Here is a 20,642-nt window from a genome sequence, read left to right as displayed (position 1 = left end):
GCCGTCAGGGCAGAGCCGTCAGCGGCGATCGCGGAAGAACGCGTCGAGCAGGTCGGCACAGGCCTGCTCACGCACGCCCGCGACGACCTCGGCACGGTGCGGCAGACGCCGGTCCCGCGCGATGTCGTAGACGCTGCCGCTCGCCCCGGCCTTCGGGTCCCAGGCACCGAACACGATCCTCGGCACGCGCGCGGCCAGTGCGGCACCGGCGCACATCGGGCACGGCTCGAGCGTGACGACCAGGGTGTGCTCGGCGAGGTGCCAGTCCCCCGTCGCCTCGGCCGCCGCCCGCAGCGCGAGCACCTCGGCGTGGGCGGTCGGGTCCTGCCGGGCCTCGCGTTCGTTCCGGCCGACCGCGACGACCTCGCCCGCAGCGTCGAGGACGACGGCACCGACCGGCACGTCCCCGGTCGACAGGCAGGCACGCGCCTCGTCGAGCGCTCGGTCCATCGCCGCGGTGAACGGTCGTCCGGCTGGGTGCTCCACGCGTCGATCCTGCCCCATCGGCACGGTACGCTCGACACCATGCGAGTCCACGTCGCCGACCACCCGCTCATCACCCACAAGCTCTCGGTGCTCCGCGACCGGACCACACCCTCCCCGACCTTCCGTGCGTTGACGGAGGAGCTCGTCACGCTGCTCGCCTACGAGGCCACGCGCAGCGTCCGGGTCACCGCCACGCCGATCGACACCCCCGTCGCGCACACGATGGGTGTCGCGATCGCGAAGCCCCGTCCGCTCGTCGTGCCGATCCTGCGCGCCGGGCTCGGCATGCTCGAGGGCATGGTCAAGCTCGTCCCCACCGCCGAGGTCGGCTTCCTCGGCATGGCCCGCAACGAGGACACGCTCGAGCCGCAGACCTACGCGGAGCGCCTGCCCGACGACCTGTCCGGTCGGCAGTGCTTCGTGCTCGACCCGATGCTCGCGACCGGTGGCACGCTGGCCGCCGCCATCGACTTCCTCTTCGACCGCGGCGCGGAGGAGGTCACGTGCGTCTGCATCCTCGGCGCACCCGAGGGCCTCGCCGCCGTCGAGCAGGCCGTCGGTGACCGCAACGTGAGCATCGTCCTCGGCGCCCTCGACGAGAAGCTCGACGAGAACGGCTACATCGTCCCGGGTCTCGGCGACGCGGGCGACCGCCTGTACGGCCTGGCCGAGTAGCACCCGCTCCCCCGACGCCCCCGTCGACCCGGCTCCGGCCGTGTCGACGGGGGCGTCTCGCGTCTTCGGCGCTCGCGCGGGACGGTGTCGTCGTCGCGAGACGCCGCCGACTCGACGAGACACCGCCGCTTCCAGGTGCGTCTCGCGCGAAGGGCGGCGTCTCGCGCGAGAAGCGGCGTCTCGCGCGCAGACCGCGTCACGCGCACCGCGCCCCGCCCACGCGACGGCGGACGGGAGGCCCGTGGCGGGCCGGCAGCGCGCCTCCCGTCCGGCAGCGGGGTCCGCCCGACCACCGGCTGTCCGCTCTCGTCACCGTCCGTGCGGACGGTTGACAGCGCCTTGGTATACCGCGGATACTCGTCCCATGACTGCAACCGTGTCCTCCCGAGTCCTCTCCGAGGCCCTGGGGAACGCCGGCACCATGATGCCGGCGTCGGCGGTCATGCGTTGTCGAATGTGTGCCTGATCGGTACCCGTTCCAGCCGGATCCCCCGCGACACCACCCCGGTCGCGCGCGTGTGATCCCCGGGTGACAGCACCTCGACGACGCCCCCCACACCGCGTCCCGTCGGAGCGCAGACCACCCGTACCTCCCGGGAGGCCCCGGTCCACCGCAGGACCGCTGGGCGACACGGCGATCAGCCGTACCCGGACCGACGCACTCGACACCGCACGGTGCACCGCACCGCAGCCCCGCCCGGAGAACCGCCATGTCGCTCACGATCCCCCAGCCCCGCACCGCCCTCCGTCCCGCCACCACGGTGCCGACCGACCTCGGCACGGTCACGCCGATCCGTCCGCGTCGCACGCCCGTCGCCCCGCCGGTACCGAGCGGGATCCCGACGAGCCCGGTCGTCGCACCGCAGCGGAACCGGGCGCTCCCCGAGGGCACCGAGGCGCGTGGCTTCGCGCTCTACGTCGGCATCGACGAGGCCGCGGCCGCTGCCGCCGGGACGAGCCTCGCGGCCGTGGTCGAGCAGCTCAAGGCCCTCACCGCCCAGCTCGTCCCGTCGTCGGAGACCTACGCCGCCGTCGCCGTCGCCGCCGAGGGGTCCGGGGGCCGCGACGTGGACGTGGTCCGTCTCGCGCTGCAGGACCGCTCCGCCGTGGCCGCCCGCAAGCAGGCCGAGAAGCCCGAGCCGGAGGAGACCGGTGTCGTCATCGACATCTCCCGGAAGCGCGTGACGCTCGACGGCGAAGCCGCTCCCCTGACCTACAAGGAGTTCGAGCTCCTGCAGTTCCTCGTGCTGCGCGAGGGCCAGACCGTCGACCGTGCCGCGATCATCGAGGGCCTGTGGTCCGACGACGAGGACGAAACCCCGAACGAGCGCACCATCGACGTGCACGTGCGTCGGCTGCGCTCGAAGCTCGGTGCGTTCGAGGAGATCGTGCGGACCGTGCGCGGCGTCGGCTACCGCTTCGACCGGCACGCCGACGTCGCGGTGCGCTACGCCTCGACGCCGTCGCCCGACCTCTTCTGATCTGCTCCGACGACGTTCGGCGAACTCGCAGCGAACGGAGCCCGGACACGCTGGCGCGCCGTTACCTCGCCGTTATACAGTCGGAGTCGCAGGCAGTGTTTGCTGTGGCACCGCCTGCGGAATGTGATTGCAGGACACTCTTGGTGCAAGGGAGAGGGCCGGTCGCTCAGAAGGCGACCGGCCCTCGTCACGTCCCGGCCCTCGTCACATCCCGGCCCGGTCCGCTGTCCCCCGCGACCCGACCGGTGTCACACGCCCCTCGGTAGTGTGGACCGACCGTACGACCGGAGGGACGACGACCGTGGACGACGTACGCCGCAGCGACAAGGCGACCGCCGTCGCGGCCTGGGAAGCCCTGTTCCGGGCACAGGTGACCGTGATGCGCGCACTCAACACCGACTTCCCGGGCGGTGAGATCTCCTTCAACGAGTACGACGTCTGCTTCAACCTGTCGACGCAGCCCGGACGACGCTGCCGGATGCGCGACCTGACCGGTCACCTGCTCCTGACACAGCCGAGCGTGAGCCGCCTGGTCGACCGCCTCGCCTCGCGCGGCATCGTCGAGAAGCAACCCGACCCGTCGGACGCGCGCGGCGTGATCGTCGCCCTCACGGCACACGGCTTCGACGTCTACCGCTCGGTGGCGGTGCAGCACGCGCAGACCATCGCCGACCAGGTCGGAGCCGGACTCGACGACGACGAACTCCGCACCCTCACGGAGCTGTGCACGAAGCTGCGCACCGCAGCCGGCGGTACCGGTCCCCGTCCCCGTCCGTCCGAGGCGGTGTCCGCGTGAGCGGCGCGGTCGTCTGGCTGCGCGAGGACCTGCGGCTCGGCGACAACCCGGCGCTCCGTGCCGCGATCGACCACGGCGGCCCGGTCACCGTCGTGGTCGTGCTCGACGAGGAGTCCGCGGGCATCCGTCCCGTCGGCGCCGCGAGCCGCTGGTGGCTCCACCACTCCCTCGCCGCCCTCGACGCCGAACTGCGGTCCCGGCACTCGCGGCTCGTCCTGCGCCGTGGCAGTGCCGCGCGGGTGGTCCCCGAGGTGGTCGCGCAGGCCGGGGCGGACGCCGTCTACTGGAACCGTCGGTACGGCAGGGTCGAGCGCGATCTCGATGCGGGGATCAAGAGCGCCCTGACGGACGACGGCACGGAGGCCCACAGCTTCGCGGCGAACCTGCTCTGGGAGCCGTGGACGGTGCTCACCGGTCAGGGCGAGCCGTTCAAGGTGTTCACCCCGTTCTGGCGAGCGGCACAGGCCATGCCCGAACCGCGGCACCCGCTGCCGAAGCCGCGCGACCTGCCCGCTCCCGCGGACGTGGACTCCGACGACCTCGACGACTGGGCACTGCTCCCGACGGAGCCGGACTGGGCCGGCGGCCTCCGCGACGCGTGGGAGCCCGGCGAGGCGGGGGCGCACCGCAAGCTCGAGCAGTTCGTGCACGACGCGCTCGAGGACTACGACCAGCGTGACGAGCCCGCGATGGCGGCGACCAGCGACCTGTCGCCGCACCTGCGCTGGGGCGAGGTCAGCCCGTACCAGGTGTGGCACCGCCTGCACGGCGAGCTCGAGCCCGAGCAGCGCCGCCAGGCCCCGGCGTTCCTCCGCCAGCTCGCGTGGCGGGAGTTCAACTGGAACGAGTACTTCCACTGCGACGACATCGCGACCGTGAACGTCCGCCGCGAGTTCGACGCGTTCCCGTGGCGTGACGTCGACGACGACGAGCTCGACCGCTGGCGGCACGGGCGGACGGGCTTCGACCTCGTCGACGCCGGCATGCGGGAGCTCTGGCACTCGGGGGCGATGCACAACCGCGTCCGGCTGGCCGCGGCGAGCTTCCTCGTGAAGAACCTGCTCGTCGACTGGCGCGTCGGCGAGCAGTGGTTCTGGGACACCCTGGTCGACGCCGACCCGGCGAACAACGCGGGCAACTGGCAGTGGGTCGCGGGCTCGGGCTTCGACGCCGCGCCGTACTTCCGCGTGTTCAACCCCGACCGGCAGATGGAACGCTTCGACCCGCACAAGGAGTACGTGCGGCGCTGGGTCCCCGCGGACGAGGAACGCCCCGAGCCGATGGTGGACCTCAAGGCCTCCCGGCAACGTGCACTGGACGCCTACGACCAGATGCGTCGCGCATGACGGTCCCGCGCGACGTGCTCGCCGAGGTCGACGCCCTGTTCGCCGCGCGGGTCGCCGACCGGGTCGCGCCGAGCAGCGTCTGGGGCGTGTTCGACCGGGAGGGCCTGGTCGCGTCCGGAGGGCACGGTGACCGAGGCGACGGGCGCGCGCCCGACGCCGACACCGTCTACCGGATCGCGTCGTGCACCAAGAGCGTGACCGCGGCGACGCTGCTCACCCTGGTCGCCGAGGGGTCCGTCGCCCTCGACGACCCGATCACCACCGCCGTACCCGCCTTCGCCGAGGTCGCCCTCCCGTCGCCGCACGCCCCGGTGCCGACGCTCCGGATGCTCCTGACGATGTCCGGCGGGCTGCCGACCGACGACCCGTGGGCGGACCGGCAGGAGTCGATCGACGACGACGCCCTCGATGCCGTCCTCCGGGCAGGGTTGCTGTTCGACTCCGTCCCGGGCACCCGGTTCGCGTACTCGAACACCGGTTACGCCCTGCTCGGGCGCGCGATCGCCCGAGCAGCCGGCACGCCGTACGCCCGGGCGGTGACGGACCGCGTGCTCCGGCCGCTCGGACTGACCGACACCGTGTTCAGCGCCGCCGAGGCGCGCGGTTTCGTCGTCGTCGGCCAGCGCGACGACGACGGGTCGTGGACCCCGCAGCCGATGACCGGGCCGGGCGCGTTCTCGCCCATCGGCGGACTCTTCTCGACCGTCCGCGACCTGGCGCGGTGGGCCCGGTACCTCGCGTCGGCGTCCACCGCAGCGCCGGAGGACGGGCCGGTCTCCCCCGCGGACCGTCGCGCGATGCAGCAGGCGATGCGGATCGTGCCGTCCTCGGTGGTGCCCGCGGCGAAGCGACCGACGGCGTACGGGTTCGGACTGTTCGTGGAGCAGGACGACCGCGCGGGTGAGATCGTGTCGCACTCCGGCGGCTACCCCGGCTTCTCCGCGCACATTCGGTGGTCGGTGGAGCACGGGCTCGGCGTGGTCGCGTTCGAGAACGCCACGCAGGCGAAGGTCTCGGCGCCGGCCGAGCGGGCACTCGACCTGCTGCTCGCCGCGGCGGTGAACGCCGATTCGGCGGCGCCGGCGGCCGCCACCACCACGAGCGGATCAGCAGCCGCGCCGGGCGTCCGTCAGACCACGGAGGCCACGCACACCGCGCGTCGGGCCGTCACCACGCTGCTGCAGGCCTGGGCGGACCCGGCCGTCGACGACGACAGCGCGGCAGACCTGGGCGCCGCCGTCTGCACGCCGAACGTCCCCCTCGACCGCCCGTGGACCGCTCGACGGCGCGCCCTGCTCGAGTCCGCGCACGCCGTCGGTGCAGACCTCGCCGCCGCACCGGTCGACGAGCAGTCCTCGGTGCCGTCGCACCTGCGCTGGTGGCTGCCCGGCAACGCCGGCCGTCTGCGGATCGAGATCCGGCTCGCCCCCCTCGCGGCGGGTCGGGTGCAGAGCCTGACGGTGACGCCGGAGCGTGCCGAGCACTGAACCACGCGGACCGGCCGGTGATCGGCTAACATTTCAGGTGATCGTGTGCGCACGGTCGCCGACCGATCACTCGACCTCGCGGGAGACGCCATGCCCAGGAGACCCGACCCGACCCTGAAGCCCGCGATCGTCGCGAAGGTCGCCCGGCACCTGCAGGACACCAAGCTCGAGGACGCCTCCGTCCGCAGCCTCGGCCGGGTGCTCGGCACGAGCGCGTACCCGATCGTGTACCACTTCGGTTCGCGGGAGTCCCTGATCGACGCCGTGGTCGACCACCTGTCCGTCGACCAGGACCGGGCGCTCGACCCCGCCGCCGAGCCGTGCGCGCTCACCGACCACCTGCTCGCCGTCTTCGGCGGGCTCGACACCCCGGAGCGGCGACTCGCAGCCCGTCTGACGTTCGAGCTCGGCTGCGTCGAGGGCCTCGACGGCCGTGACCGCCAGCAGCGGCTCCACCGACGACGGGTCGACGAGCTCGCGGCCTGGTGCCGTGCGCACGGCCGGTGCGGCACGGACGCCGAGCGGACTGCCCGGGCGGTGGTCGCTGCGGCACGCGGTGCCCAGTGGAGCGCACTCGTCGACCCCGACCGCTCGGACGTGGACGGGGCGCTGCGGGCGATCGCCGAGGAGCTCGCGTCGTCCGTCCGCCTGGCGGCCGCCTGACGGCCACACGGCACGACGGACGGACCGGCACCGTCGGATCGAGCGGCACCGTCGGACGGACCGGCACCGTCGGACGGACCGGCGCCGTCGGACCGCCCGGCACCGTCGGACGGATCGGCACCGACAGACGGACGGGAGGCGCGGTGCCAGCCGGCACCGCGCCTCCCGTCCGTCAGCCGGTCAGCACGTGACCGGCAGCCGCGTCACAGGGTGACGAACGACTGCGACTTGGCGTTCGCGAAGCGGGCCGCGACGTTCTCCCAGTCGACGATGTTCCACACGGCCTTGACGTAGTCGGCCTTGACGTTGAGGTAGTCGAGGTAGAAGGCGTGCTCCCACATGTCGAGCATGAAGATCGGCACGACGCCCAGCGGCACGTTGGCCTGCTGGTCGAAGAGCTGGAAGGTCACGAGCTTCTGACCGACCTGGTCCCACGCGAGCACCGACCAGCCGGAGCCCTGGATGCCGTTGGCGACGGCGGCGAACTGCGCCTGGAACTGCTCGAACGAGCCGAAGAACTCGTCGATGGCGGCGGCGAGCTCGCCCTCCGGGACCTTCGTGTCGGGGCCGAGGTTGGTCCAGAAGATCGAGTGGTTGACGTGGCCGCCGAGGTGGAACGCGAGGTCCTTCTCGAGCTTGTTGATCGCACCGAAGTTGCCGGACTCGCGCGCCTCGCCGAGCTGCTGCAGCGCGGTGTTCGCACCGGTCACGTAGGCCTGGTGGTGCTTGTCGTGGTGCAGCTGCATGATCTTGCCGCTGATGTGCGGCTCGAGGGCGGCGTAGTCGTACGGCAGCTCGGGCAGGGTGTACTCGGCCATTCGAGGTCCTTTCGATCTGGGGTTGGTGGAGCGGGCTCCGCGGCTCAGGAGAGCCGGGAACGTTCGGAGAGGGAGTGGAACTCCCGGTTGTGGTAGACGAGCGGCTCACCGTGCGCCTGACCCACCACGATGTCGAGCACCTCGGCGACGACGACGGTGGACGAGCCGATCTCGGTCGTCGATCGCGATCGGCACCGCAGCGCCGTCGCGGCGGCGGGCAGGTACCGGTCCCCGGTCGGCAGCGTGCCCCACATCGGGTCGTCCGCTGCGGGGCTGCCGGTCGCGGCGAACCGCTTGGCGAGGCCCACGCTGAGCGAGTCCACGAGGTGCACGACGAAGACGTCCGCGCCGAGCACGACGCCGGCCGAGCCGGACTTGGTCGACAGCGAGAAGACGAGCACGGGTGGGTCGACCGCGACGCTCGCGACGCTGGAGGCGGTCAGGCCCGTGGGACCGTCCGGCCCCTCGGCGGTGATGACCGCGACACCGGCGGGGTGTCCGCGGAAGGCGGCCTTGTACGCGTCGGCGGTCGTGGCCGGGGCTTCGTCGGGCATGGCAGTCGTGGTGTTCCTCCGGGTGGGATCGGCCGCGGCTGCGCGGCCACCTCCCAACGTAGGACCTCGACCGGGGTTCCGGTCAACGATTCCCAGCTTCGTCCGATCCCGGGCGCGCCGGACGACCCGGCTCAGTCGCGCTTGAGCATGACCACGGAGGCCGCCGCGGCGACGAGCATGAGCACCGCCGCCACGGCGCCGGTGATCGTCACACCGGAGTCGAACGCCGCACGAGCGCTCTCGAGCAGCGCCTGACCGGCCGAGCCTCCGAGGTCGGCGGCGGCCGACACGGCACCGCCGAGGGTCTCCTGCGCCGCTGTCCGGGCCGAGCCGGCGAGGGCGTCCGGCACCACGACGTGCGACCGGTACGCGGTCGCGAGGATCGTCCCGAGCACGGCCGTGCCGAGCACCGCGCCGATCTCGTACGCGGTCTCGGACACGGCCGACGCGGCACCGGCCTTGTCCGCGGGGGCCGTCGAGATGATGAGGTCGTTCGTGACGGTCTCGGACGCCCCGATGCCGATGCCGAGCAGCACGAAGGCGAACGCCAGCGCGACGATCGACGCGTGGTGTCCGAGGACCGACACCATCGCGTACGCGGCGGCCGAGAACGTCAGGGAGACGGCCACGACCCAGCGGGGTGCCACCCGCGCGACGATCGGCACGACGACGAGTCCGGCGACGATGGTGAGCACCGAACCGGGCACGAGCACCAGACCGGACGCGAAGGGGTCGAGCCCGGCGACGAGCTGCAGGTGCTGCGCGATGAAGAACAGGAAGCCGGTGAGCGAGAACATCGCGGCCATGTTCATGAGCACGCTGCCCGTGAACGCGGTGCTGCGGAACAACCGCAGGTCGAGCATGGGCGCGCGGGAGCGGAGCTGGCGGCGGACGAAGGCGATCCCGCAGAGCACGCCGACGGCGAGCAGCGCGATCGCGAACCCGCGCTCCTCGGGGTGCACGACCGACTTGATCGCCCAGGCGGTGGGGGCGAGGGCGCCGAGCGACAGGAGCATGCTCGGGACGTCGACGGGGCCGGGCTGCGGGTCGCGCGACTCCGGCACGGTGAACGGCACCGCGACGAGCATGACGACGAGGATCGGCACCGCGACGAGGAACACCGCACCCCAGTGGAAGTGCGCGAGCAGGACGCCGCCGACGAGCGGGCCGAGTGCGTTGCCGGCCGCGAACATCGTCGACCAGACGGCGAGCGCCATCCGCCGTTCCCCGGCGTCGACGAAGACGTTGCGGATGATGGAGAGCGTCGCCGGCATGAGCATCGCACCGAAGACCCCCATGACGGCGCGGGCTGCGACGAGCATCCAGGCCTCGGTCGCGAAGGCCGCCGCGACGGACAGCAGTGCGAACCCGGTCGCGCCGATCACGAGGATCCGGCGTCGCCCGATGCGGTCGCCGATGCTGCCCATCACGACGAGCAGGCCGGCGAGCACGAGGGGGTAGGCGTCGACGATCCAGAGCTGGGTCGTCGCGCTCGGGTCGAGGGCGCGCGCGATGGTCGGCAGCGCGAAGCTCAGCACGGTGTTGTCGACGGAGATGAGCAGCACCGGCAGCATCAGGACGGCGAGCGCCGCGAACCGTCGGGCGCGGCTGCCGGTGACGGCGGTGGCGACGGGGCTGGTGAGCAGAGTGGACACGGTGACTCCCTGGGGAACGAGCCGGACCAGGTCGACGGCGGACACTTTCGGTGGGGCAGACGAGACGGGACGCGGAAGTGGTCACGCGCCCCGTCAGGACTCCATGAGTGTACCGTCTGGACGGTTGTGGTTGCAAGTGCAACCAACGGGCGGACGGGAGGCCCGTGGCCGGACCGCCACGAGCCTCCCGTCCGCCCTCCGCTCCCGTCGGCGACCGTGCGCGCTCAGGCGGACTCGCGCACCAGCAGCCGGTGGCGGACCGTGCGCTGCACCGCCGCGCCGGAGCGCGGCAGGTCACCGGCCAGCATGCCGATGGCGAGGTCGAGGGCCTCGCGCGCGACCGCGTCGAGGTCGACCGCGAGCGTCGTGAGGGTCGGCGCGACGAGCGTGCCGATCGCCAGGCCGTCGACCCCGACCACCCGCACGTCGCCCGGCACGTCCACGCCGGCCCGGCGGCAGGCACCCAGGACCCCGAGCGCCATGAGGTCGTTGAAGGCCAGCACCGCGTCGACGCGACGGAAGCGCTCGAGCGCCCTGGTCGTCATCGCCGCGCCCAGCTCCGAGGTCGGGGCGTCGGCGATCGCGATCTCGGGCAGGTACCCACGGCGCCGGAGGGCGTCGAGCATCAGCCGGCCACGACCGCTCGGACGGCCGGTGTCCGACGCATCGACGATCACCGGGTGCCGGACCCCCGTGTGCACGAGGTGGTCGGCGAGGTCCTCGACCGCCTCGGCGGGGTCGATGCGGACGGCACCGCGGAGGACCTCGCCGGCAGGGTCGAGCTCCACCACGGGGACGGTGCCCAGACGCTCGATGAGCTCGGGCGCCCGGGCACCGAGGTAGCCGAGCACCACGTCCGTCTGGACCCCGAGCGCCTGGACCGCGCGGTCCGAGTCGCCTGCGAGCCCCGCGTCGGCCAGCATGACGTCCCACCCACGACCCGCAGCGAGCCGGAGCACCGCCGCCGCGAGCTCCGGCGAGTACGGGTTCCGGAGGTCGTCGACGACGAGACCGAGCTGGCGGTCGCCACCCGTGACGAGCCCACGGCCGAAGCGCGACGGGCGGTAGTCGAGCGCCGCCGCCGCCGCGAGCACACGCTCCTTCGTCGCCGGGCTGATGCCGTACAGGCCGTTCACCGCGCGGGTGACCGTCTGGCGCGAGACCCCGGCCGCGGCCGCGACGTCGTGGATCGTGGCGCGCGCCGGGGTCCGGCCGACGGTGCGGCTCAGGCGCGCAGGTCCAGCCACGCGACCTGCTCCGCGCTGAGCTCGACCGACAGCCCCGTCATCGAGGAGCGGGCCTCGGCGATCGTGCGCGGCCCGAACAGCGGGAACGTCGGGAACGGCTGGTGCAGCACGTACGCCAGGGCGATCGCCGTCGCCGGCACGCCGTACTGCTCGCCGAGCTCACGGGCGCGACGCAGCCGCTCGAAGTTGTCGTCCGAGTAGTAGCAGCGCACCAGTTCGGCGTCGCTCGTGTCGTCCGGGGCGGCGCGGCCGGTGAAGAACCCGCGGGCCTGCGACGACCACGGCAGCAGCGGCACCTGGCGCTCCTCGAGCCAGCGCTTCGACGCCGGGTCCGTGGCGTGCTCGCAGCCGTCCCACGGCACGTCGTACGCCTCGGCCAGGCCGAAGTGGTTGCTGAGGACCTCGAAGCCGTGCTTCCCGTTCGCCGCCGCGTAGGCGTTCGCCTCGTCGAAGCGCGCCGGCGTCCAGTTCGATCCGCCGAAGACGCGGATCCGGCCGGCGCGACGGTGCTCGTCGAGGACGTCGACGAACTCCCCCACCGGCACGTCCGGGTTGTCGCGGTGCATCATGTAGATGTCCGCGTGGTCGGTGCCCTGACGCTCCAGGCTCTCCAGCAGCTGCCGGGTCAACGACTCCGGGTCGCAGTACGGCGTGTGCGCACCCTTCGTGATGACCACGACGTCGTCGCGGATGCCGCGGTTCTGGATCCACTGGCCGAGTCGTCCCTCGAGCACCCCGCCGCCGTAGACGTAGCCGGTGTCGAAGACGTTGCCGCCCTGCTCGACGAACATGTCGAAGATCGCGCTCGCGTGGGCGAGGTCGGGCTGGTTGTCGACACCCATCACCAGGCGGGACATGCGCTTGCCGACGCCGGGGACCTCGCCGTAGCGCATCGGGGCGTCGTCGCGGACGCGCAGCGGACGGCCGCTCACCGTCGGGACGTCGGCGGTCTCGGCCTCGAACGGGTAGCGCAGGCCGATCGCGGCGCGCCAGCGGTCGAGCGTGCGGGCGGTGGCGAGGCTCTCGTCCAGGGTCATCTGCGCCGCCTCGACCGCGTTCGACGCCAGCGCCGCCGTGGTCGCGTCGGCCTCGAGCGCGTAGGGCTGCGCACCGGCGAAGGAGAGCGTGCGGGGCTCCTCGTCGACCGTGTGGACGGTGATCGTCGGGTCGGCGGAGAGCGTCCACGGGTCGGTCAGCACGATGCGACCGCGCGAGCCGTGCACCGTGACGGCGTTCTCGTCCTGCACGCGGACGCCGGTGCGGACGCTGGCGGTGGTGCCGTCGCGGTAGGTCAGGTGCGCGACCGTCCACTCGTCGACGCCGGTCGGCCCGAGGGTGCCGGTGGCGGTCAGCTCGACGGGCTCGGCGACAGCGACGCCCGTGGCGGCCTGCACGACCGCGGCGGCCATGGTCACCGGGTACCCGCCGACGTCGAGGATCCCGCCGCCGGCCGTGGCGACGTCGAACAGCCGACCGGTGCGCTCCTCGCTGCGGAACGCGAAGGACGCGTCGACGTGCACGACGTCACCCACGACGCCCTCGCGCACGAGGTCGAGCAGTGCGGCGGTCTGCGGGTGGAAGCGGTACATGTACGCCTCGACCAGCGGCAGTCCGGCCTGGCGGGCGGCGTCGGCCAGGGCCATCGCCGTGCCGTGGTTCGGGGCGAGGGGCTTCTCGCAGAGCACGGCCTTGCCGGCGTCGAGGGCGCGGAGCACCAGGTCGGCGTGGCCGGTGTGCACGGTCGAGACGTACACCGCGTCCACGGCGGTGTCGGCGAGCACGGCGTCGTACTCCCCCGCTCGGACGTCGGTGAAGCCGTGGTCGGCCGCCTCGTCCGCGAACGCCTGCGCCCGGTCGGTCGAGGAGCTGCCGGCGGCCACGAGGGTACCGGTGCTCGCGGGCAGCTGGGAGAGGAAGCGGCGGGCGATGCCACCCGGACCGAGGACGGCCCAGCCCGCTCTGGTCGGGGCCGGGGTCGCCGAGCCGTCCGTCCCGGGGCCGTCGGCGGGCGTGCTGGAGGGGGTCGCGGTCTGCGCTGACATGCGGATCCTGTTCGTGTCGTGAACCTTCACGGTCACGGCGACGCTAGCCGCGCAGATGCTGCGGGACAACCCGTTCGTGAACGTTCACGGAACCCGGCAGTCGTCACGGTCCGGACGGTTCCCTAGACTCGTCCGCATGGCAAGTGCCCGAGACCGTGTCCTGGACAGCTTCGTCGCCATCGTGTGCGAGGAGGGCGAGCGTCCGGCGACCCTCGACGCCGTCGCCGCGCGGGCCGGTGTCTCGAAGGGCGGGCTGCTCTACCACTTCGGGTCGAAGGCAGCGCTGGTCGAGGGGCTGTGCGAGCGCCTGTCCGACCTGTCCGCCATCGACGTCGACCGCATGCGCGACGCCGAGGACGGCGCTGCGCGGTACTTCGTGCGCAACTGCCTCTTCGTGGGCAGCGAGCTCGACCTCGCCCTGCTCGCGGCCAGCCGGCTGCAGCAGGCCGGGTACGAGGAGGCCGGGCGCACCCTCGACGAGACCGAGAACGCGTGGCTGGAGACCCTGGTCGACGCACTCGGGGACGTCCCCACGGCGCAGGCGGTCAAGTTGCTCGGCGACGGGCTCTACCACCAGGCGTCCCTCGGCGCCGCGATCGCGACCGACGTCCGCCCGAACCGCGGCACCGTCGACATGGACGCCCTGCTCGCGGTCGTCGACCGGCTCATCGCGACCCGGCCCGCAGCCTGACGTCGGCGTCTCCCGGACGTCCGTGAACCGGTCCGCTCCTTCCTGGGGATAGACTGGTCCCGATCCACCCGCTCGAACCGGAGGTACCACCGTGGGCCGCGTCATCGCCGCTTTCTTCTCGATCCTGCTGCTGCTGGTGTCGATGTACCTGTTCGGGTTCGCGTTCCAGGTGCAGTCGGGGCAGGCCTTCGTCTTCATGGGCGGCCTCGTCCTCATGAGCCTCTCGTTCTTCCTGCCGATCCACGTCTTCGGCAAGAAGTAACCACAGCCGTACCGCGACGGCCCCGCACCTCTCCGGAGGGTGCGGGGCCGTCGTCGTCCGTGCGGGCGCCGTGGCGGACGGGCGGTCGGGACGGCGGTCGGACGGGCGGTCGGACGGGCACGAGCACGTCGTGGTTGCAACTGCTCCAGCACAACGGGAAGCACCTCGCGCCACGCAACTGCGTGGCGCGAGGTGCTTCCCGTTGTGCGGTGGGCGCGAGGAGGTGACCCTGACGCCCCGCAGGGCTCGTGCCCGCTCGGCCGCTCCTCGCCGTCGCGGGTCAGGCCATCTGGCGCAGGCTCCGCAACGAGAGGGCCGTGGCGATCGCCGCGTGCGCGGCCTCGGCGCCCTTGTCCTCCTTCGACCCGGGCAGACCGGCGCGGTCGATGCCCTGCTGCTCGTCGTCCAGCGTCAGCACGCCGAAGCCGACGGGCTTGCCGGTCTGCAGCGCGACGCTCGTCAGACCGTCCGTCGCCGCACTCGACACGTACTCGAAGTGCGGGGTGCCCCCGCGGATGATCACCCCGAGGGCGACGACCGCGTCGAACCCGCTCTCGAGCGCCGCCTTCGCGACGACCGGCAGCTCGAAGCTCCCCGGCACCGGGACGACCTGTGCGGTCGCGCCGAGGCGCTGCACCTCCCGCTGGGCTCCGGCGAGGAGGCCCCCGGCGATCGTCTCGTGCCACTGCCCGGTCACGATCGCCACCCGGACGCCCGTCCCGTCGACGTGGTCGCGCTCCGCCGCTCCTGCTCCGCTCATCGTGTCGTTCCCTCCTGGGGTGCGGACTCCGCCGCCGCCCGGTCTGCCGCCTCGAGCCACTCGACGAGTGCGGCGATGGTGATGACGGGCACGCCCTCGCGCGCCCCGAGTTCGACGAGGCCCGGCAGACGCATCATCTCGCCGTCCTCGCCGACGATCTCGCAGATCGCCGCCGCGGGCCGGAGCCCGGCTGCGGTGACCAGTTCGATCGCGGCTTCGGTGTGCCCGGCGCGTTCACGGACGCCGCCGGGTCGGGCCCGCAGTGGGACGACGTGTCCCGGGCGGTGCAGGTCGTCCCGGACCGAGGTCGGGTCGGCGAGCACCCGCAGCGTCCGTGCCCGGTCGTGCGCGCTGATGCCGGTCGTCACACCGACCGCAGCGTCGACCGTCACCGTGTACGCGGTGCCGCGGACGTCCTCGTTGTGCGCGACCATCGGGGGCAGGTCGAGCGCATCGGCGATCTCGGCGCTGACCGGGGCGCAGATGAAGCCCGACGAGTGCGCGACCGTCCACGCGATCCACTCCGGCGAGGCCGTCTCGGCGGCGAGGATCACGTCGCCCTCGTTCTCACGGTGCTCGTCGTCGGCCACGATCACCGGACGCCCGGCGGCGATCGCCGCGACCGCGTCGGCGATGCTCGACAGGTGCGGCCCGACCGCCTGCTCGGCGTGCGGGGCGTCGAGGGCGCTCACCGTGCCTCCGGGACGGGAGCCGTGGCGGCGTCGAGCCGGAGCATGCGGCGGACGTGTCGCGCGAGGACGTCGGTCTCGATGTTGACCCGGTCGCCGGGCACCCGGGTACCGAGCGTCGTGGCCTCGAGTGTCTCCGGGATGAGGCTGACCTCGAACCAGGCATCGGTCGGCGGGACGTCCTCGGCGGAGACGGCGCTGACCGTGAGCGAGACGCCGTCGATCGCGACCGACCCCTTGTCGACGACGAGCGGGCTGAGGTCGGGGGCGAGCGAGAACCGGACGCGCCGCCAGCCGTCACCGTCGGCGGTCTCGAGCACCGTGGCGGTGCCGTCGACGTGCCCCTGGACGATGTGGCCGCCCAGTCGGTCGCCGACCGAGGCCGCTCGCTCCAGGTTGAGTCGATCACCCACGTCGAGCGCGCCGTGCGCGCTCATGTCGAGCGTCTGCTTCATGACGAAGGCGGTGAAGGTCTCGTCCGTCTGCTCGACCACGGTCAGGCAGACGCCGCTCGTGGCGATGGAGTCGCCGTGCCGCGCGTCGGCGACGACCTTCGGGCCGCGGACGGTGAGCGCGACGGAGTCGCCGTGCTGCTCGACGGCGGTGACGGTGCCGAGTTCCTCGATGATGCCGGTGAACACTGGTGTCCTCTCAACGGGACTCCGGGGGTGCTCGACGATCGTCGGCATGGACGGACGGGTCGTGGCACCCCGGGTACGAGGGCACGTCCTGTCCGCCTGCGCTTCCTCCCGTCCGGACTCTCACCGTCGGTCCCGGAGTTCCGCCGGGTCAACATCGGCGGGGTTCGCACCCTGCGTCAGCTCGTGGACTGTCACCACCGGTTCGGAATTGCACCGACCCCGGAGCGCTTGCGTGACTGAAATGATACCCCACACACCGGGCGCCCGTCCGGGGCCGTTGCCCCGTGTGACGCGGAGATGCCTGCCGGGCACGGGACGGACGGGAGGCGCGGGGCGGCGCCGCCACGGGCCTCCCGTCCGTCCCGTGGTGCGTGCGGGACGCCGGCGTCGGTCCGACACGGCCGGACCGGTCTCAGCTCCGCCCGCGGACCAGCGCCACCGCCTGCCGCAGGGACAGGTCCGGCAGGTAGGCCCGCACGACGGCGACACCGATCGCCGGGAGCGCCACCGGGTCCGGGTAGGCGAGCACCAGCGGGTGCAGCTCCGGCCCGAACTTCGCCTTGAAGCGCAGCAGCGAGCGGAACCCGTAGACCGGTTCGAGCACGCCGCCCACCAGGTCGAGCAGGTCCTGCACACCCTCGCCCGTGGGGGCACCCTCCGCGGACTGCGCAAGCGGTGCGGCGGACAGGCTGAGCCGCTCGACGCCGTCCTCGCGCATCCGCTGCGCCGCACTCGCGACGAGGAACTCCATCACCCCGTTCGGGGCCGCGCCCGTGCGCCGCATCACGTCGAGCGTCCACCCCACGACCCTGCCGGCCCGGTGGCTCGGCAGCCAGCTCGTGACGGCGAGGACGGTGCCCTCGGGGTCGAGCGCGACGAGCGTGCGCACCGCCGGGTCCCGCATCTCGTCGACGCCACCGAGCGTGAAGCCCATCTCGGGCAGCTCGCGCTCCGAGACCCACTCCTCGGAGATCGCCTCGATCTGCCGGACCGTCGCCGGGGGCAGGTCCTGCCACGAGGACCACAGGGCGGTGATGCCCTCGCGGTCCGCCTTGTTCACGGCGGTGCGGACGTCCTGCTTCTTCTTGCCGCTCGTGGTCCACGTGCGGGGGTCGAGGTCGGCGTCCTCCGCGACCGGCAGCGTCTCCCACCCCTGCGCGGTGAGGGTCCCGGCGGCCTCGGTCCCGATGCCGTAGAAGACGGCGGTCCAGCCGTTGTCGTCACACCACCGCGCGAACGCGACCATCGCCGCGTCGCGGGCGTCCGGCCACCCGAAGGGACCGCCGACCGTCACCGCGACCCGCCCGTTGCGGCGGAACGCGACACCGGCGCGGCCGTCCTCGCTGAACCAGTACGCGTTGCCCTGCCAGGTGGTCATCCACCCGAAGGTGTCGCCGCCGGCGGCCTCGAGCAGCGTGCGGGCGCGGAGTCGGCTCTCGCGGAGTCCGTCGACGTCGGCGTCCGGCTCGACGGCGCCCGTGGGACGGACGGCGGCACCGGCCACGACCAGCCAGAGCACCGGGCCAGCGGCGCCGAGCACGAAGCGCAGCGCCGGGTCGAGGGACGCCAGCCGGTCCCAGAACACCACGGGCGACAGCGGGCCGAGCGCCGCGACGACGAGCCGCAGCGGGTCCGCGACCGTCTCGCGCGTGGACGCCGCGGTGACGAGCACGACGGTCGTCACCACGCCGAGTGCGACGAGGACGACCACGGCGAAGGTCACGACGCGTCGCCGTGCGGGCAGCACCGTGAACGAACGGCGGAGCAGCACGAGCACGAGCGCGGTGGCGAGCGGCACGACGACGGAGGCGGTCACCGAGACGGTGACCACGAACCGGTTCTCGGCCCCGTGCAGCTCCGCCGCCCCGGCGGGCAGGAGCCCGTAGGTCACGGCGGCCGCGACGGCGAGCACGACGTCGACGACCACGGCGAGCCAGACCGCGAAGCGACTCCCCCGGAACAGCCCGAGGCCGGCGACGAGGAGCACGAGGAGCGGTGCGACCGCGAGCACGAGCGTCCACGGGTCGGTGGCCCGGTACGCCAGCAGCCCCCGCAGGCACTCGCCCGACGCGCTGTCCGCGTGGCAGCCGTGGACGGGGGTGACCGGCCCGGTGCCGACGACGGCCGCGAGCGGGGCCAGGAGCCCGACGCGGGCACGGGAGAGGAGCGCGATGACCGGACCCACGGCCGACACGAGGACCACGGTGCCGAGCAGGACCCGGGTCTCGCGGTGCGAGCTCCTGGTCCAGCCGATCCGGGCGGGGCCCCGGCGGAGCAGGTCGCCGAGCAGCCACCCGGCCGCCGCCGCGAGCGATGCGTAGAGGTCCGAGGCGTGTCCGGCGTACAGCAGCAGCGCGGCGACGACGGCGACGACGTTGACCCGGATCCGTCGGCGCCACAGCGGGCCGGCGAACGCGCTCGCGGTGACGATCGTCCCGACGATGGCCGTCCACGGGTCGAAGCTCGTCGCGCGTCCGAGCAGCAGCGCGCCGGCCGCGCGGTCGTCCTGGTCGACGAGGGCCGTGAGGGCGCCGAGCCCCGTGCCGACGACGGTGGTCACGACGAACGCGAGGGCCGTCCGCCTGCTGCCCATCAGTCGCTCCGACGCCCCGACGAGCGCCACGACCCCGGCGAGGGTGAGGACGAGCGCCAGCGCCCCGGTGGTGACGGCGAAGACCCGGAAGGGTCCGAAGTGCACGGTGTCCAGGGAGCCGGTGTGCCCGACGACGCGGACGACGAGGCCCGCGATCGAGGTGAGGAGCACGAGGACGAAGACGACCGCCGTGACCGGGTGCCGCCGGGTCGACCTGACGATCCGCGACCCGAAGGCGGCCGCTCCTGACGTGGTCCTGCTCACAGCGCACCGTCCTCCTGCGGGAGACCGAGGTGTGCCAGGACGACCGGCAGTCCGTGGGCCAGCACGTACCGCACGGTGTTCCAGTCGTGCGCCGAACCCGGCGAAACGATGACCTGCGTCTGCATGCCCGCACGGACCGCTGCGGCGTGCAGGGTCTCGGTCGACGCCCGGTAGGGGGCGTCGTCCTGACCGTAGCCGAAGACGGTGAGGTGGTCGTGGTACGGCCCGTGCGCCGCCATGATCGCGACGGGCGCCGCGGCACGGTAGGCGGCAGCCGAACCACCGAACGCCAACGCGGTGCTCCGCTGCGCGTCGCCGGTCACCGGGGCGAGCTCGCTCGAGATCGCCAGGGCCGCACCGAAGACGTCGGGGTGCTCGGTGGAGAACTGCATCGTGCACGTCGCGCCCTGCGAGAACCCGAGGATGCCCCAGGCTCCTGCTCCGCTGGCGACCGGCAGGTGCCGCTCGATCCAGTGCACCGTGTCGGTCATCACGTAGGTGGCGCTCCTGCCGAGGCGCCGGGAGTCCACGCACATCGGGTTCCGGTTCGGCGCCGCGAGCTGGTCCGGCGACACGACGATCGGGGCGAGACCGTGGTGCGCGGCGGCGTAGCGGTCGAGGAAGCTGCCGAGGTCGCCGGTCTGGAACATGTCGGCCGGTTGCCCGGGCTGCCCGGAGAGCGCGACGAGGACGGGCAGCCGCGGCGGGTGGGCCACCTGTGCGGCCGGCGGGAGCCAGACCACTGCCTTGCGCGCCCGGAAGTGCGACACCGTCCCCGGGATCGTCACGCTGACGGTCTCGCCCTTCGACGGCATGCCGGCCGGCGCGTGCCAGTCCGCCGCGTCGACCTCGAGGTGCGACCCCGGGTCCGACAGCGGCGGCAGGTCCCGGCTCCGGTAGGGGTTGGTCGCGACGGCCTGCTCGATGTTCTTGTAGAACCCGAAGTCCACGTTGACACCGAGGCCCGCCGACAGCACGAGCGCACCGGCAGCGGCGACGGCGAGGACCCGTGCGAGCCACCCGCCCTGCACCGCCACGACGAGCAGGAGCGCCACGCCCGCGAACGCGAACGCCACCCACATCCGGGTGACCGGGGTGAACTGCACGCCGAAGTCGTCCTGCACGTCGCCGGTCCACCACACGGCGACGAGGCCGATCGCCCCTCCGACCGCCGCTCCCCCGACCCGGACCGCGGCACGACGCAGCCGGTGCCGCTCGTGCACCGGACCGACCAGGACCCACCCGGCGAGGAGGGCTGCGAGGACGTACACCGGGACGAGCAGGCGGCTGCCGGTGATCGGGACGCGGAGGAGTTCGTGGAGCACGGGTTCATCGTGGCCCCGCACCGCTGCCGCACAGCCTCGGAAGCGCTTCCACTGCGCACAGGTTGGGCACTGATCGCTCCCAGGGATGCTCCAGGCGCTCCACAGCGGCATCCGGTTCGCGGACACGGGTCGGAGGGGCGCCGCGGACGACGCCCCTCCGACTCCCT

The 20,642-nt window shown here is 73.1% G+C and carries 18 protein-coding genes, 1 pseudogene and 1 riboswitch; of the genes and pseudogenes, 8 read left to right on the top strand and 11 right to left on the bottom strand.

What is annotated here, in order from left to right:
* Positions 1 to 18 precede the first annotated feature (18 nt).
* Positions 19 to 450, bottom strand: coding sequence for a nucleoside deaminase (locus Q9R28_RS11250; protein WP_251154659.1), 432 nt, complete (start codon positions 448 to 450; stop codon positions 19 to 21).
* Between the two features lie 75 nt (positions 451 to 525).
* Between Q9R28_RS11250 and upp the strand changes: the two genes are divergently transcribed.
* The 6 genes from upp (at position 526) to Q9R28_RS11220 (ending at position 6,934) form a co-directional block, all read left to right on the top strand.
* Positions 526 to 1,161 (top strand): uracil phosphoribosyltransferase, encoded by a 636-nt coding sequence (gene upp / locus Q9R28_RS11245; protein ID WP_066655308.1) that lies wholly within the window; start codon positions 526 to 528, stop codon positions 1,159 to 1,161.
* 710 nt (positions 1,162 to 1,871) lie between these two features.
* A complete protein-coding gene (locus Q9R28_RS11240; protein WP_144411342.1) occupies positions 1,872 to 2,642 on the top strand; it encodes a winged helix-turn-helix domain-containing protein in 771 nt (256 codons plus the stop codon).
* 301 nt (positions 2,643 to 2,943) lie between these two features.
* Positions 2,944 to 3,438, top strand: a complete 495-nt coding sequence (locus tag Q9R28_RS11235; protein WP_251159590.1) for a MarR family winged helix-turn-helix transcriptional regulator — start codon at positions 2,944 to 2,946, stop codon at positions 3,436 to 3,438.
* Positions 3,435 to 4,784: a deoxyribodipyrimidine photo-lyase gene (locus Q9R28_RS11230; protein ID WP_311206109.1), complete on the top strand. Its 1,350-nt coding sequence runs from the start codon at positions 3,435 to 3,437 to the stop codon at positions 4,782 to 4,784. Before Q9R28_RS11235 ends, Q9R28_RS11230 begins: the two co-directional genes overlap by 4 nt.
* A complete protein-coding gene (locus Q9R28_RS11225) occupies positions 4,781 to 6,271 on the top strand; it encodes a serine hydrolase domain-containing protein (RefSeq protein ID WP_311206108.1) in 1,491 nt (496 codons plus the stop codon). The genes Q9R28_RS11230 and Q9R28_RS11225 overlap by 4 nt, the downstream gene beginning before the upstream one ends.
* Before the next feature lie 90 nt (positions 6,272 to 6,361).
* Positions 6,362 to 6,934: a TetR/AcrR family transcriptional regulator gene (locus tag Q9R28_RS11220; RefSeq protein ID WP_144411343.1), complete on the top strand. Its 573-nt coding sequence runs from the start codon at positions 6,362 to 6,364 to the stop codon at positions 6,932 to 6,934.
* A 203-nt stretch (positions 6,935 to 7,137) separates the two neighbouring features.
* Here Q9R28_RS11220 and Q9R28_RS11215 read toward each other — a convergent pair whose 3' ends face one another.
* From Q9R28_RS11215 to Q9R28_RS11195, 5 genes are all read right to left on the bottom strand, one after another.
* Positions 7,138 to 7,752, bottom strand: coding sequence for a superoxide dismutase (locus Q9R28_RS11215; protein ID WP_065960721.1), 615 nt, complete (start codon positions 7,750 to 7,752; stop codon positions 7,138 to 7,140).
* A 44-nt stretch (positions 7,753 to 7,796) separates the two neighbouring features.
* Positions 7,797 to 8,306: a flavin reductase family protein gene (locus tag Q9R28_RS11210; RefSeq protein WP_311206107.1), complete on the bottom strand. Its 510-nt coding sequence runs from the start codon at positions 8,304 to 8,306 to the stop codon at positions 7,797 to 7,799.
* Between the two features lie 131 nt (positions 8,307 to 8,437).
* Positions 8,438 to 9,961, bottom strand: a complete 1,524-nt coding sequence (locus Q9R28_RS11205) for an MFS transporter (RefSeq protein WP_066658484.1) — start codon at positions 9,959 to 9,961, stop codon at positions 8,438 to 8,440.
* 224 nt (positions 9,962 to 10,185) lie between these two features.
* Positions 10,186 to 11,208 (bottom strand): LacI family DNA-binding transcriptional regulator, encoded by a 1,023-nt coding sequence (locus tag Q9R28_RS11200; RefSeq protein WP_251159594.1) that lies wholly within the window; start codon positions 11,206 to 11,208, stop codon positions 10,186 to 10,188.
* Positions 11,187 to 13,250: an aldo/keto reductase gene (locus Q9R28_RS11195; protein WP_311206106.1), complete on the bottom strand. Its 2,064-nt coding sequence runs from the start codon at positions 13,248 to 13,250 to the stop codon at positions 11,187 to 11,189. Before Q9R28_RS11195 ends, Q9R28_RS11200 begins: the two co-directional genes overlap by 22 nt.
* Positions 13,251 to 13,386: 136 nt before the next feature.
* On the opposite strand from Q9R28_RS11195, the gene Q9R28_RS11190 reads away from it, so the two are divergent.
* Positions 13,387 to 13,941, top strand: a complete 555-nt coding sequence (locus Q9R28_RS11190; RefSeq protein ID WP_066655324.1) for a TetR/AcrR family transcriptional regulator — start codon at positions 13,387 to 13,389, stop codon at positions 13,939 to 13,941.
* Positions 13,942 to 14,032: 91 nt separating this feature from the next.
* On the top strand, positions 14,033 to 14,203 hold the full coding sequence (locus Q9R28_RS11185; RefSeq protein ID WP_153257430.1) for a hypothetical protein: 171 nt from the start codon (positions 14,033 to 14,035) through the stop codon (positions 14,201 to 14,203).
* A 280-nt stretch (positions 14,204 to 14,483) separates the two neighbouring features.
* On the opposite strand, the gene ribH is transcribed toward Q9R28_RS11185, so the two are convergent.
* The 5 genes and pseudogenes from ribH to Q9R28_RS11160 form a co-directional block, all read right to left on the bottom strand.
* Entirely contained in the window at positions 14,484 to 14,963 is a 480-nt protein-coding gene (gene ribH, locus Q9R28_RS11180; RefSeq protein ID WP_066655326.1) for a 6,7-dimethyl-8-ribityllumazine synthase, read from the bottom strand.
* Between the two features lie 20 nt (positions 14,964 to 14,983).
* Positions 14,984 to 15,607, bottom strand: a pseudogene (gene ribB / locus Q9R28_RS11175) (3,4-dihydroxy-2-butanone-4-phosphate synthase); the annotation flags it as partial.
* Between the two features lie 44 nt (positions 15,608 to 15,651).
* Positions 15,652 to 16,293 (bottom strand): riboflavin synthase, encoded by a 642-nt coding sequence (locus Q9R28_RS11170; protein WP_066655327.1) that lies wholly within the window; start codon positions 16,291 to 16,293, stop codon positions 15,652 to 15,654.
* A gap of 96 nt (positions 16,294 to 16,389) precedes the next feature.
* Positions 16,390 to 16,523: riboswitch (FMN riboswitch) on the bottom strand.
* 182 nt (positions 16,524 to 16,705) lie between these two features.
* On the bottom strand, positions 16,706 to 19,150 hold the full coding sequence (locus tag Q9R28_RS11165) for a DUF2156 domain-containing protein (RefSeq protein WP_311206105.1): 2,445 nt from the start codon (positions 19,148 to 19,150) through the stop codon (positions 16,706 to 16,708).
* Positions 19,147 to 20,475, bottom strand: coding sequence for an alpha/beta hydrolase-fold protein (locus Q9R28_RS11160; RefSeq protein ID WP_311206104.1), 1,329 nt, complete (start codon positions 20,473 to 20,475; stop codon positions 19,147 to 19,149). The genes Q9R28_RS11165 and Q9R28_RS11160 overlap by 4 nt, the downstream gene beginning before the upstream one ends.
* Between the last annotated feature and the right edge of the window lie 167 nt (positions 20,476 to 20,642).

Origin of the sequence: Curtobacterium sp. BRD11, from assembly GCF_031844345.1 — a bacterium.
Lineage (GTDB): Bacteria > Actinomycetota > Actinomycetes > Actinomycetales > Microbacteriaceae > Curtobacterium.
Note: the sequence above shows the minus strand (reverse complement) of the source record. Positions and strands in the feature narration are given on the sequence as shown.

Bases quoted from the DNA above. Each gene is read 5' to 3' on its own strand.
- Q9R28_RS11250 (WP_251154659.1), bottom strand. From the start codon at position 450: ATGGACCGAGCGCTCGACGAGGCGCGTGCCTGCCTGTCGACCGGGGAC.
- upp (WP_066655308.1), top strand. From the start codon at position 526: ATGCGAGTCCACGTCGCCGACCACCCGCTCATCACCCACAAGCTCTCG.
- Q9R28_RS11240 (WP_144411342.1), top strand. From the start codon at position 1,872: ATGTCGCTCACGATCCCCCAGCCCCGCACCGCCCTCCGTCCCGCCACC.
- Q9R28_RS11225 (WP_311206108.1), top strand. From the start codon at position 4,781: ATGACGGTCCCGCGCGACGTGCTCGCCGAGGTCGACGCCCTGTTCGCC.
- Q9R28_RS11220 (WP_144411343.1), top strand. From the start codon at position 6,362: ATGCCCAGGAGACCCGACCCGACCCTGAAGCCCGCGATCGTCGCGAAG.
- Q9R28_RS11215 (WP_065960721.1), bottom strand. From the start codon at position 7,752: ATGGCCGAGTACACCCTGCCCGAGCTGCCGTACGACTACGCCGCCCTC.
- Q9R28_RS11210 (WP_311206107.1), bottom strand. From the start codon at position 8,306: ATGCCCGACGAAGCCCCGGCCACGACCGCCGACGCGTACAAGGCCGCC.
- Q9R28_RS11195 (WP_311206106.1), bottom strand. From the start codon at position 13,250: ATGTCAGCGCAGACCGCGACCCCCTCCAGCACGCCCGCCGACGGCCCC.
- Q9R28_RS11190 (WP_066655324.1), top strand. From the start codon at position 13,387: ATGGCAAGTGCCCGAGACCGTGTCCTGGACAGCTTCGTCGCCATCGTG.
- ribH (WP_066655326.1), bottom strand. From the start codon at position 14,963: ATGAGCGGAGCAGGAGCGGCGGAGCGCGACCACGTCGACGGGACGGGC.